This is a genomic window from Bradyrhizobium sp. A11 (assembly GCF_042077125.1).
In the GTDB taxonomy this organism is placed as follows: domain Bacteria; phylum Pseudomonadota; class Alphaproteobacteria; order Rhizobiales; family Xanthobacteraceae; genus Bradyrhizobium; species Bradyrhizobium japonicum_B.
The window spans coordinates 6,250,856-6,262,759 of sequence record NZ_CP149509.1 but is presented as its reverse complement, the minus strand read 5'-3'; the positions used below and the strand labels follow the sequence as shown (position 1 = coordinate 6,262,759).

General features: G+C 64.3%; 14 protein-coding genes. 4 read left to right on the top strand and 10 right to left on the bottom strand.

Going from position 1 to position 11,904, the window contains the following annotated elements; translation table 11 throughout:
* Positions 1 to 119: 119 nt before the first annotated feature.
* Positions 120 to 440, bottom strand: coding sequence for a hypothetical protein (locus WI560_RS29495; RefSeq protein ID WP_028134074.1), 321 nt, complete (start codon positions 438 to 440; stop codon positions 120 to 122).
* A gap of 182 nt (positions 441 to 622) precedes the next feature.
* Here WI560_RS29495 and WI560_RS29490 point away from each other — a divergent pair, with 182 nt between their 5' ends.
* Positions 623 to 904 (top strand): hypothetical protein, encoded by a 282-nt coding sequence (locus WI560_RS29490; protein WP_257179487.1) that lies wholly within the window; start codon positions 623 to 625, stop codon positions 902 to 904.
* Positions 905 to 928: 24 nt separating this feature from the next.
* On the opposite strand, the gene WI560_RS29485 is transcribed toward WI560_RS29490, so the two are convergent.
* From WI560_RS29485 to WI560_RS29455, 7 genes are all read right to left on the bottom strand, one after another.
* Complete coding sequence (locus WI560_RS29485) at positions 929 to 1,138, bottom strand: hypothetical protein (protein ID WP_375305981.1); 210 nt, start codon at positions 1,136 to 1,138, stop codon at positions 929 to 931.
* Positions 1,135 to 1,308 carry a hypothetical protein gene (locus tag WI560_RS29480; protein WP_375157490.1) on the bottom strand — a complete coding sequence of 58 codons (174 nt, stop codon included), beginning with the start codon at positions 1,306 to 1,308 and terminating at the stop codon, positions 1,135 to 1,137. The genes WI560_RS29485 and WI560_RS29480 overlap by 4 nt, the downstream gene beginning before the upstream one ends.
* A 353-nt stretch (positions 1,309 to 1,661) precedes the next feature.
* Positions 1,662 to 3,281, bottom strand: a complete 1,620-nt coding sequence (locus WI560_RS29475; RefSeq protein WP_375308937.1) for an ABC transporter ATP-binding protein — start codon at positions 3,279 to 3,281, stop codon at positions 1,662 to 1,664.
* 2 nt (positions 3,282 to 3,283) lie between these two features.
* Positions 3,284 to 4,123, bottom strand: a complete 840-nt coding sequence (locus WI560_RS29470) for an ABC transporter permease (protein ID WP_375305980.1) — start codon at positions 4,121 to 4,123, stop codon at positions 3,284 to 3,286.
* The gene (locus WI560_RS29465) at positions 4,120 to 5,091 is read right to left on the bottom strand and encodes an ABC transporter permease (protein ID WP_375305979.1); all 972 of its coding nucleotides are present in this window, start codon (positions 5,089 to 5,091) and stop codon (positions 4,120 to 4,122) included. Before WI560_RS29465 ends, WI560_RS29470 begins: the two co-directional genes overlap by 4 nt.
* A gap of 178 nt (positions 5,092 to 5,269) precedes the next feature.
* Positions 5,270 to 6,820 (bottom strand): ABC transporter substrate-binding protein, encoded by a 1,551-nt coding sequence (locus WI560_RS29460; RefSeq protein WP_375305978.1) that lies wholly within the window; start codon positions 6,818 to 6,820, stop codon positions 5,270 to 5,272.
* A 282-nt stretch (positions 6,821 to 7,102) separates the two neighbouring features.
* A complete protein-coding gene (locus tag WI560_RS29455; RefSeq protein ID WP_028134081.1) occupies positions 7,103 to 7,414 on the bottom strand; it encodes a hypothetical protein in 312 nt (103 codons plus the stop codon).
* Between the two features lie 179 nt (positions 7,415 to 7,593).
* On the opposite strand from WI560_RS29455, the gene irr reads away from it, so the two are divergent.
* Positions 7,594 to 8,079 (top strand): Fur family transcriptional regulator Irr, encoded by a 486-nt coding sequence (gene irr, locus WI560_RS29450; protein WP_375305977.1) that lies wholly within the window; start codon positions 7,594 to 7,596, stop codon positions 8,077 to 8,079.
* A gap of 213 nt (positions 8,080 to 8,292) precedes the next feature.
* Here the strand turns inward: irr and WI560_RS29445 are convergent, their stop codons facing one another.
* Positions 8,293 to 9,837 carry a winged helix-turn-helix domain-containing protein gene (locus WI560_RS29445; protein ID WP_375305976.1) on the bottom strand — a complete coding sequence of 515 codons (1,545 nt, stop codon included), beginning with the start codon at positions 9,835 to 9,837 and terminating at the stop codon, positions 8,293 to 8,295.
* 133 nt (positions 9,838 to 9,970) lie between these two features.
* Here WI560_RS29445 and mddA point away from each other — a divergent pair, with 133 nt between their 5' ends.
* Together mddA and WI560_RS29435 are read left to right on the top strand one after the other, a co-directional pair.
* Positions 9,971 to 10,759 carry a methanethiol S-methyltransferase gene (gene mddA, locus WI560_RS29440; RefSeq protein ID WP_375305975.1) on the top strand — a complete coding sequence of 263 codons (789 nt, stop codon included), beginning with the start codon at positions 9,971 to 9,973 and terminating at the stop codon, positions 10,757 to 10,759.
* A gap of 212 nt (positions 10,760 to 10,971) precedes the next feature.
* Positions 10,972 to 11,394, top strand: coding sequence for a GFA family protein (locus WI560_RS29435; protein WP_028134084.1), 423 nt, complete (start codon positions 10,972 to 10,974; stop codon positions 11,392 to 11,394).
* 68 nt (positions 11,395 to 11,462) lie between these two features.
* Here the strand turns inward: WI560_RS29435 and WI560_RS29430 are convergent, their stop codons facing one another.
* Positions 11,463 to 11,687: a hypothetical protein gene (locus tag WI560_RS29430; protein ID WP_375305974.1), complete on the bottom strand. Its 225-nt coding sequence runs from the start codon at positions 11,685 to 11,687 to the stop codon at positions 11,463 to 11,465.
* Positions 11,688 to 11,904: the final 217 nt, after the last annotated feature.

Below are 11,904 nucleotides of genomic sequence, written 5' to 3'. Positions count from 1 at the left end.
CAGCGAGACCCAACCCAACCTATTGGGCTGCAAATGATTTTCGTGCTTAATGCCGGCTTAAGAAATGCTGAAGGAAGGTTTAACGCCGCAGCGTTTCGGTAACCTCCAGGCGCACTTCGTTAACCTAGCCGCCGGCGCGCCTCGTCCCGCATCTGCTGGCGGAACGCCGCGCGCTTTGCCGGTCGGTCCTCCTCGCGCACGTCGTGGCGATCGAAGATGTCGAACTTCTCCAGGATCGGATAGCGCTCGCTCGCCATCGCGAGCACGCGCAGCACCTTGGTCGCCGAGGGCGTCGGGCCGCTCACCTCCCAACGCCGGATGGTGTCGGCGCCGCCTTTCTCCGGCAATCCGCAGAGCTTTGCCATGTCGAGCGCGGTGAGCTTCCGCTCGAGGGCGTCCGAGAGGTCGGCGCGGAGTTGCTTCAGTTCAGGGCCGGTCATGTCGCCTCAATCCGCGAACTCGGTGAGGCCAATGCACTAACGCTGATTCGGGTCCAACCGAAGGCGGACTGTCCGCTCCCGGCACCTTCCTCCGCGCACGGAGTTATGAACGGGGCGGCCCTGGATATCGTCCGCTGAATGGACACATGGCGACAAGGGCGCAAGCTTCGGAGAGATCAGCCATGATGGGCTTCAAATTCGCCATTGCCGCCGTCATCGGGGCCGGACTTCTGCTCGCGCCGGTCGCGGCCGAGGCGAAGAAGCAGCGCGCGAGCAGGCCTTACAGTGCCGGCGTGGTGGCCCCGAACTATGGCGGCGGCGCGTCGCCGGCCGCGCAGCCGAAAGCGTACGGCTCGTCCGGAGCGTCGGTCGGCACCGTCACGGCGCCGTCGATCGGATCCTACAATTGGCCGTCGGTCGGCGTGACCAATTCCGTTCCGACCTGGAGCAACACCACCCGATAGAGCGATGCCGATCAGCTTGAACAGCTAAATTCCGCGGCGAACCTGTTGCCCGATCACGCAGCGCCATGCTGCCAGCCGCTCGGTCGGATGCTGGTTCATCCAGTCGGCAAGCTGCGGCGCGCCCATCAGGCAGGACTGCACCGAGACCTCGGCAAAATCCGAGGTGGTGACGATCTGCTCGTGACAATTGTTCGGAGAAGCGAGACTGCAAAGCACCGCGATGATCTTGATCACGATCGGGTGCTCCCGTCGCCGACGAACGCCCGGCCAGGCGGCACCTTATCCTGACCTTCGCCGGCCGGATCGGCCGAAGGGAAGATGCTGTCGTAGATGGCGCGCGCCTCCTGGATGAGACGCATCCGCTCACGCTCGGACTTCGAGACAAATCGAATAACTTCGCCCATGTTGACTCCGTATCAATTGGCATCCGTCATCAGATGACGAAAATCATTCCATCATGATCTATGGTGCCGGCTTCGCCTTTGAAGCGGCGCGGCCGATCACGACGGAATAAAATACGTGTGAGCGCACCCGGGCATCTCGATACCTCCAGCGCCGTTCATGCGCGGGTCGAGAAGCCGCTCACCACCTTGTATTCGCTTGCGAGGCTCTAAATGGCGGTGTCAGCTTTGCTCCTTGTCTTCATCAGCAAGGATCATTCCGGAAAGCAAATGCCGTTGGCTTCAATATGTTTCACCTTCGGGCATGCAAGTTTTTGGAACAACGCGAGGTCCGGTGATCCGATGCGAACACCGTTTCACGCCGCCGGCGCAGGCTCCTTCCGTCCCGGCACCGCCGCCAGCAGCTCGCGCGTATAGGCATGCTCCGGCGCGGCGAACAGCTGCGCGGTCGGCTTCAGCTCGACGATGGCGCCGCGCTGCATCACCGCGATGCGGTCGCAGATCTGGGCGGCGACGCGCAGATCGTGGGTGATGAACAGCATGGAGAGACCGAGGCGCGCCTTGAGGTCTTCGAGCAGCTTCAAGACCTGCGCCTGCACGGAGACGTCGAGCGCGGAGACGGCTTCATCGGCGACGATGATCTCCGGCTCGAGCGCCAGCGCGCGCGCAATGCCGATACGCTGGCGCTGGCCGCCGGAGAATTCGTGCGGATAGCGTTCGAGCGCGCCGGCATCGAGGCCGACCATCTTGAGCAGATCGCGGGCACGATCGAAGGCGATCTTCGCATCGATGCCGGCCGCGATCGGGCCGGCGGCGATGATGTGGCCGATCTTGCGGCGCGGATTGAGCGAGGCGAACGGATCCTGGAAGATCATCTGGATGCGATGCCGCTCCGCGCGCAGCGCCTTGCCGGAGAGGGAGGTGAGATCGGTCTCGCCGATCCGAACCGTGCCGCGGTCGGCCTCGATCAGCCGCATTACGAGGCGCGCCACCGATGATTTCCCGGAGCCGGATTCGCCGACGAGGCCGAGTGTCTCACCCTTGAGGATGTCGAAATTGACCGCGCGCGCGGCATCGACGCGGCGGTCCTCGCGAAACCAGCCGCCTGATGTCACGTAGGTCTTATCGAGACCGATCACCTCGACCGCCCTGGCCTGACCGTCGAGGGGCTTGCGTGCCGGCGGATCGATCGAGGGGACGGCGGCGAGCAGCGCCTTGGTGTAGTCGTGCTGCGGCTCGTTGAAGACGGCAGAGGCCGGGCCTTCCTCCACGACCTTGCCATGGCGGAGCACCACGACCTGGTCGGCGATGTCGGCGACCACGCCGAAATCGTGCGTGATGAACATCACGGCCATGTTGCGGCTGCGCTGGAGGTTGCGGATCAGCTTGAGGATCTGCGCCTGCGTGGTGACGTCGAGCGCGGTGGTCGGCTCGTCCGCAACCAGCACCGCAGGCTCGAGCGCCAGCGCCATCGCGATCATGGCGCGCTGGCGCTGGCCGCCGGAGAGCTGGTGCGGATAGGCGCGCACGATCCTTTCAGGATCGGGCAGGCCGACCTCGCGCGCCAGCGACAGCGCCTTGGCGCGCCGCTCCCTTGGCGTCAGCAGGCCATGCGCCTCGAACATCTCCGCCATCTGGTCGCCGATCCGCATCAAGGGATTGAGTGCGGTCATCGGCTCCTGAAAGATCATCGCCAGCCGGCGGCCGCGCAGGTCGCGCCAGCCGGCGTCATCGAGCTTGAGCAGGTCGCGGCCTTCGAACTGGATTTCGCCGGCGGCGACGGACACCGTATCGGGCAGCAGACCCATCAGCGCATGCGCGCACATCGACTTGCCGGAGCCGGACTCGCCGACGACGCAGACGATCTTGCCGGGGTGCAGGTCCAGCGAGACGCCGTCGACCGCGAAGGGCCGCTCGGCACCCTTCGGCAGCGCGATCCGCAGGTTCCTGATGGAGACGGCGGGCGGGGCGATCATCATCAGCGTCCCTCGCGCGAGAGGCGCGGATTGAGCGCGTCGTTGAGGCCTTCGCCGATCAGGTTCAGCCCGAGCACGGAGATCAGGATGGCGATGCCGGGAAACACGGTGATCCACCAGGCCTGGCGGATCACGGTGCGGCCGGCGCCGACCATGTAGCCCCAGGAGATCAGATTGGGATCGCCGAGGCCGAGGAAGGACAGCGAGGATTCCAAGAGGATCGCGGTCGCCACCATCAGCGAGGCCAGCACGATCACCGGCGACAGCGCGTTGGGCAGGATCTCGCGCAGGATGATCCAGCTGTTGCTCTGGCCGGTGACGATCGCGGCCTGGACATATTCGCGCGTGCGTAGCGACAGGACCTCGCCGCGCACCAGGCGGGCGACCGGCGGCCAGCTCACGACCGCGATCGAGGCGACAATCGAATAGATCGAGGGCTGCAGGATCGCGACCAGCACGATCGCGAGCGCGAAGCTCGGGATGGTCTGGAAGAACTCGGTGAAGCGCATCAGGGCGTCGTCGACCCTGCCGCCGAAATAGCCGGCCATCGCGCCGATGGGAATGCCGACGACCAGCGCGACCAGTGTCGAGACGAGACCGACCAGCAGCGAGACCCGCGCGCCGAAGATCATGCCGGCAAAGACGTCGCGGCCGAGCGCGTCGGTGCCGAGCGGCACGGCCCCGAGCGTGAAGGGCGGCAGGAACGGCCGCTGCACCATGCGCCAGGGCGAGTTCGGAAACAGCATCGGCCCGAACAATGCGACCGAGATCGCGAGCAGGAGGATGATCAGCCCGATGACGCCGCTCGGGCTCTTGAACATCGATTTCCAGAACTGTCTCATGAGGCGAATTCAATGCGCGGATCGACCAGGCGATAGACGAGGTCGGTGATGAGGTTGAAGATCAGCACCATGGCGGAGCAGATCACGAACACGCCGAGCAGCAGATTGTAGTCGCGCTGGAGCAGGGCGTCGTACATCAGCCGCCCGATGCCGGGCCAGGCGAACACGGTCTCGGTGATGACGGCGCCGCCGATCAGCGTGCCGGAATGCACGCCGGCGAGCGTCACGACCGGCAGCAGCGCATTGCGCAGCACGTGGCGGCGCTGGATCACGGCATCGCCAAGGCCTTTCGCGCGCGCGGTCTTGACGAAGTCGAGCCGCTTCACCTCCAGCATCGAGGCGCGCGTCATGCGGGTGTAGGTCGCCATGAAGAACAGGCCGAGCGTCATCGCCGGCATGATCAGGTGCTTTGCGACGTCGACCGCGTGGGAAAAGCCGGTGAGGTTGGCGCCGACCGTCTCGTAACCGAAGCTCGGCAGCCAATCCATGGTGACCGAGAACAGCAGGATGCCCATCAGCGCCACCCAGAAGATCGGCATGGCGTAGAAGACCAGCGCAAAGACCGTGATGGCGGTGTCGAGGAAGGTTCCGGCGAAGCGCGCGGCGAAAGTGCCGAAGAGGATGCCGAGCATCAGCGAGATCGCAAACGCGGTCAGCGTCAGCAGCAGCGTCGCCGGCAGCCGCTCGCCGATCAGTTTTGCCACCGGCGCCTGCTGGCGGAAGGAGAAGCCGAGGTCGAGGCTGACCACGCCCTTGACGTAGATGAAGAGCTGCTCGGGCAGCGGCTTGTCGAGGCCGAACTTTTCCCGGAGCTGCTTGACGAAGACCTGATCGCTGGCGCCGGCCTCGCCCGCCATCACGATCGCGGGGTCGCCGGGCGCGAGCCGGATCAGGAAAAAATTGAGGACGACGATCGCGAGCAGGACGATCACGCCCTTCACGATACGCTGAGCGACGAAGGAGAGCATCTAGACTCGTATGCCAGTTGATCGAGGCGGTCTTGCCGCGAGGAACACCTCTCCCCGACGGGGAGAGGTGGGCACCGCCGATGCCTCAGCGTCTCGATATGATTTCATCGTGAATCAGTTCGTACCCCGGAGCGCGACGCCGCGACTGAGATTTCGTCGCGATGTCGCATGCACCTCGTCACTTGTCGAGCCATGCGTCCTTGAAGCCGTCATTGACCCCGATCCCCGTCGTGATCAGGTTCTTGACCTTGCAGCGCGTGATGGTCGGGAATTGCAGCTCGAGCATCCAGGCCACCGGCACGTCCTCGACCAGGATCTTCTGCGCCTTCTCGTAGATCTCCTTGCGCTTGGAATCCGGCGTCGCGACCGCGCCTTCGGCGAACAGCTTGTCGATCTCCGGGTTGGAATAGCCCTCGACGTTGTTGAAGACCTGACCCTTGGCGATGTTGCTGGAGATGTAGTTGCGGCCGACCCCGAGTGCGGGATCGCCGTACTGATAGAGATAGGTGAAGGCGATGTCGTAGTCCCAGTCGCCGATCTTCTGGTTGCCGCCGGCAACGTCGGTGGCGATGGTCTCGATGTTGATGCCGACATCCATGAGGTTCTGCTTCACGGCTTCACCCCAGCGCTGCCAAGTCTCGCCATAGGCGAGCGGCAGCAGGCGGATCTTCTCGCCCTTGTAGCCGGCCTCCTTCAGCAGCGCCTTGGCCTTGGCCGGATCGTAAGGATATTTCTTCACGTCATCGGTGTAGTACTTGATGGTCGAGGCGGAGGGGCCGGTCGCGACCTTGCCGAGCCCGTTCCAGATCACGTCCTTGGCGAAATCGCGGTCGATCGCATACATGACGGCCTGCCGCACCCGCTTGTCGGCGAGCGGACCCTGGCGGTTGTTGAGCCACAGCCAGGCCAGCGGTGAGAAGAACTCCCAGCCGGCGCCCGTAACGCACGTGTCCTTCAGCTTGGACAGCCGCGGCACGTCGAAATTCTCGACGGAGCCGCCGGGCAGCACGTCGACCTTGCCGGTCTCATATGCCACCGAGCGCGCCGCGGCGTCGGGAATGATCTGCCAGTAGATCTCGTCGAGATACGGCTTGCCCTTCTCGTAATAGTTCGGGTTCTTGACCAGGCGGATGAACGATCCCTTCTGCCACTCCCTGAACATGAAGGGGCCGGTGCCGATGGGCGCGTTGTTGTAGGGATTGGTCTTGAAGTCGGTGCCTTCATAGAGATGCTTCGGCACCATCGGCATCGAGCCGACCTCGAAGATGCCGAGGAACGGGCCGAACGGCTGCTTCAGCGTGAACACCACCGTATGGGCGTCGGGTGCCTCGACCTTGTCGACCTGCGCCAGATTGGTGCGGGCGCGCGCATGCGTCTGCTTCAGCATCTCGATCGAGAACAAGACGTCCGCGGCGGTGAAGGGCTTGCCGTCGTGCCAGGTCACGCCCTTCCTGAGCTTGAAGGTGTAGGTCTTGGCGTCCTCGCTGACGCTCCAGCTCTCGGCGAGCTCCGGCTGCGGTTCGAGCTTGGGGCTGTAGCGCAATAGCCCCTCGAAGATGTTGCCCGACACCATCTGGGTCGGGCCGTTCTGCACCAGGGCCAGCATCAGGCCAGGCGGCTCGGGCTGGATCACGGCATTGATCACACCTCCGGTTTTCGGCTCTTGCGCCAGAGCCGGGGCCGCAAAGCCGCAAGCCAGGAGGAGACCAAGCAACACTCGTTTCGGCATGTCGTAACTTTCTCAAGCGAGGCCAGCCGAAAACGCTTCGCAACGTGCTCGCGCGCAAAGCTACGACCAGTCCGTCCCAGTCCCCATCCGATATCGAGGCTCACACAGTCTCGTTCGGCGCCGCAAGATGAAAGTCTCGACAGTATCAGCACAAAAAATGTACAGCGCGTCCGGTTTTCCCCGCAGGCCTTCGCGCACGGAGCAATCAGCAGGCTTCAGTCATGGCGAGAGTTGGCGGAGCCGGTGCACAAGCTTGCGCCTGCGACCAAAAGCGTCAGACCGTCATGATGCGCTGAGCGCCCGTCGCAATTCGTCGAGCGCCTCTGCGAGCTGCTCGCGGTGCGCGATATCGTCCTTGGGGATGCCGGCGACGCTGCCCGCGAGCTCACGCAGGATGCCGGCGAGCAGGCCGAAATTGATGTGCAGGTGGACCGATTTGCGCTCGTCGGCGGCGCCCGGATGCTGCAGCGTCAGCGCAACGCCGCTGCCATCGAGCCGCGCCTCGAACCGCGACGAATGCTCGAAAGTGCCGACATAGAACTTGTCGGGATATTCGAGCGCGACCTCTGCCTTGTCGGGAACCGGTCTGGACATGCGAACCTCGTTGATATCAGCCGATCCTGGCCGGGAATAGACCGGGCCGCCTTGCGATAGGTCAGAGGCGGCCTGCGAATTTGACCTGGATCAAAGTCGGGCCGGCGCCTTTGCGATCCAATAGCAACTGGCGGAAGGCGGCACTGCCTGTCCTGCTCCCTTGAGCCGTGAGACGATCGATGGACATCCAGGCCACCCATATCCCGGCGCTTGACGATGACGGACCTGATGTCGCCAGCCTCGAGCCACCGCCGGATCCAGGCGTGCAGCGCTGCCTGCAGCTGCTCGGCAATGCCGGCCTGCGCCCGACGCGCCAGCGTCTCGCGCTCGGCCAGTTGCTGTTCCTGAACGGCCACCGTCACGTCACCGCCGAGAGCCTCTATGAAGAGGCGATGGCGGCGAACGCCTATCTGTCGCTCGCGACCGTCTACAACACGCTGAACCAGTTCACCGAGGCCGGCCTGCTGCGCCGGATCGCGGCCGACGGCATCAAGTCGTTCTTCGACACCGACACCTCGGTGCATCCGCACTTCTACCTCGAAGGCGAGGACGTGCTGGTCGACGTTGCCGACGGCCTCGCCTTCACCAAGATCCCCGAGGCGCTTCCCGGCCACGAGATCGCGCGGCTCGACGTCATCGTCCATCTGCGCCGCAAGCGAGCCTAGGAACACCGCGCCCTAAGAAAAGTTCGCGACGTCTCTTACCCTCCCCTGGAGGGGGAGGGTCGATCGCGCGCAGCGCGAGCGGGGTGGGTGATCTCTCCATACGGGCACTGTTCGAGGTGGAAAGACCGTCACCCCACCCCGTCTCTCATCTTCGCTGCGCTCAGATGTGAGCCACCCTCCCCCTCCAGGGGAGGGTAAGAGCCGCGACATACCCTAGCGCAATCCGGCGCGCCGGAACCCTTCCAGATAGTGTGCGCGATCGGCGTCGTTGGCCCACGGCAGCTGCGTCGCGATCCAGTGCAGCGAGATGCCCGGCTGGGCGCGGCGGAGCTCGCCCAGCGCCGTCTCCGCCAGCATGTCGTCGCCGGTCATGCCGGCCGAGACCGCGAGCACGCGGTAGGCTCCGGTGAGATCGCCGCGATGGCGGATCGCCTCGCGCGCGAGCGCGATGGCCTCGTCATATCGGCGTTCGGTGAAGCGCGCATAGCCGGCGATGCCGTGATAGATCGCCAGCGAGGGATCGCGGGGCGACAGCCGGATCGCACGCTGCGCGGCCTCGAACGAATCCTTCGGCCGTCCGGCATAGGACAGCGCCAGCGCGTAATAGCCCTGCGCCAGGGAGAAGTTCGGGTTGAGCCCGAGCGCCTGCTCGAACTCGGACAGCGCGTCCGCGAGCCTGCGTGTCGAGAAGCAGACGCTGCCGAGCGCGACATGGGCCCAGGCATCCTCATGATCGCAGCGCACCGCGGCCAGCGCGGCGGCTTCCGCCACCGGCGCCACCGTGGCGAGCTCGCTCCAGCCGAGATGCGCGCCGAACATGTGGTTAGCCGCCAGCAGCGACAGCGCCCGGCCGTAGCTCGGATCTATCCCGATCGCGCGTTCCAGCAGCGTTCGTGCGGTCTCGTGATCGCGGGGGGTCACGCGCCAATAATGCGACAGCGCCCGCATCAGGAGATCCCATGCGTCCAGGCTCGCCGGTGTCTTGCTGTGCGCGCGAAAATTCTCCGCTGCGTGAATCTGCGGCTCGATCGCCGCCGCGATTGCGTTGGTGATCTCGTCCTGAACGGCGAAGACGTCGCCCAGCTCGCGGTCATAGCGCTCGGCCCACAGATGGCCGCCCGAAATGGCGTCGTTGAGTTGCGCGGTGATGCGGACCCGGTTGTTCGACTTGCGGACGCTGCCTTCGACGACGTAGCGGACGCCGAGCTCCTCCGCGATCTGCCCGATATGGACTGCGCGTCCCTTGTAGGTGAAGGATGAATTGCGGGCGATCACCATGAACCAGCGCTGCTTCGACAGCGCGGTGAGGATGTCCTCGCTGATGCCGTCGCCGAAATAATCCTGGGCGGGATCGCCGCTCATGTTCTCGAAGGCAAGCACCGCGACCGCCGGGCGATCCGCCACGCGCGGGAGTGCGGGCCCGGCTTCGGCCGGCACGATCGCTGCGGCTTCTTCCCGGACCTCGCCGACGAAGCGAAAGCCCTTGCGCGGAATGGTCTTGATCAGCCGCTGGGTCGCGCCATCGTCCCTGATCGCCTTGCGCGCGGCGTTGATCCGGCTGTTCAGCGCGGAATCCGAGATGATCCGATCGGCCCAGATCTGGCTGATCAGGTCATCCTTGCTGACCACACGCCCGCGTTGCGCGACGAGATAGAGCAAGAGATCGAACACTTGCGGCTGCAACGGCACGGGCACCCCGCCGCGGGTGAGCTCCCGCAGGGTGCCGTCGAGCACGTTGTTTTCAAAGCTGAATCGCACGGTTTCGTCGTCTCAAGCAAAAATCAAAGTCGTCTCAGGCGAAAATCAACCGCCCGCGAAAGTCTTGGGGCGTCCGATCCGCCATGGTGCCAAGACCAAACAGTGTCGATGTCTCGGCACAACGGAGCGTTTCATGACCCAACTTGATCACCAAATTCATTCCATGGGCCCGGAAGTTATGGGCACACGCATTTTCAAGCTCGCCGCCTTTTTGTACGGAATTACGGCCTATCTCGTCTTCTTCGTCACCATTCTCTACGCCATCGGCTTCGTCATGGGGGTGATGGTCCCCAAGACCATCGACACCGGAACCGACACGCCGCCAGTCGAGGCGGTTCTCATCAATCTGCTCTTGATGTCGCTGTTCGCGGTTCAGCACAGCGTGATGGCGCGCAAGCAGTTCAAGGCGTGGTGGACGCAGTTCGTCCCGAAGCCGGTCGAGCGCTCGACCTATGTGCTGTTCGCGAGCCTGTCATTGCTCCTCCTGTTCTGGCAGTGGCGACCGTTACCTGCAATCATATGGAACGTCGAGAACCATGATCTCGCCGTGACACTGGTCACGCTGTCCTTCGCGGGCTGGATCCTGGTGTTCACCAGCACCTACCTGATCAATCATTTCGAATTGTTCGGACTGCATCAGGTGACCAACCATCTGATCGGGAAGGAGATGGCGCCGCCGCGCTTCAAGACGCCGCTGCTCTACAATTTCGTCCGCCATCCGATCTACCTCGGTTTCATCGTTGCGTTCTGGGCGGCGCCGACCATGACCGGGGGCCATCTGCTGTTCGCGGCCGTCACCACGCTGTACATCTTCGTCGGCATCGCGCTGGAGGAGCACGACCTCGTCGCTCTCTTTGGTGACGAGTACCGGGACTACAAACAACGGGTGTCGATGCTTATTCCCTGGCGTCGATCGCTCTAGCCTCGGTGCAGCACCGCGCGCGTCCGCCGAACGGAGGACGCGTGGCCGCGCCTGGTGGGATCCGCGAGCATCTCACGCGTCTGCCCCTCAACGTCGCCCTCGGGGTGATGTCCCCTTCACCCCGACAGCTCTCCCCGCATCCCATCTGTCCCGACATATCGTGGACGAGGAGCGGGGAGGGGATCCTTCCCTTCATCAACGGAGACGATTCAATGAAGCATGTCGGAAACTGCTTCTGTGGCGCGGTCACGATCGAGGTCACGGGCGCACCGGAGGCGATGGGCTATTGCCATTGCCGCTCCTGCCGGTCGTGGTCGGGTGGTCCGGTCAACGCCTTCAGCCTGTGGAAGCCCGAGGCTGTGCGCGTCACCGAAGGCGCCGGCAATGTCGAGACCTTCGTCAAGACGCCGCTCAGCCAGCGCAAATATTGCAGGAAGTGCGGCGGTCATCTCATGACCAATCACCCGCCGCTCGGCCTGGTCGACGTCTTCAGCGCCACGATCCCGACGCTCGCCTTCGCGCCCGGCGTTCACGTCAACTATGCCGAGACCGTGCTGCCGATGCGCGACGGCCTGCCCAAGCTGAAGGATTTTCCGGCCGAGTTCGGCGGCAGCGGCGAGATGATGCAGGAGTAGCGGCGCTGCCATCGTGAGGGCGGCAGCACGCCGCCCTCGTTGTCGTCTTTCAGGAAGAACGACGACGACTAGCCGCCGCGCGATTCAACGACCTTGCGGCAGGACTCCGAGAGCTTCGACTTGTTGTCGCGCAGGCAGGCGTTCATCTGCGGCGGCTTGCCGATATGTTCGGCGCAGAACTTGCTGGCGTCGCCGCGGCAGGCCATCTGCTCCTGGACCGACGGACCGGATTGCGCGGCAGCGGGCAGGGCGGCGGCAGCGAGCAGCAGCGCGGCAAGAACCGAAATCTTCATAAGGCACCTCTTTTGGAATCCTCGTTGGTCCCGACCGGGATCAATCGGGCCGGACCATTCCGCAAAGGCCGGCCGCCGGTCCATGCCATGTTCATGGCACCGGCTAACCCTCCCGGCTGCGGTACCCCCATCTTCATGGCATGTATTCGGGCGCCGTCTTTTGCCATTCAGGCTATACCTAGGCTGCGAAACCCGGTGATTGCATCGGGACGCCAAC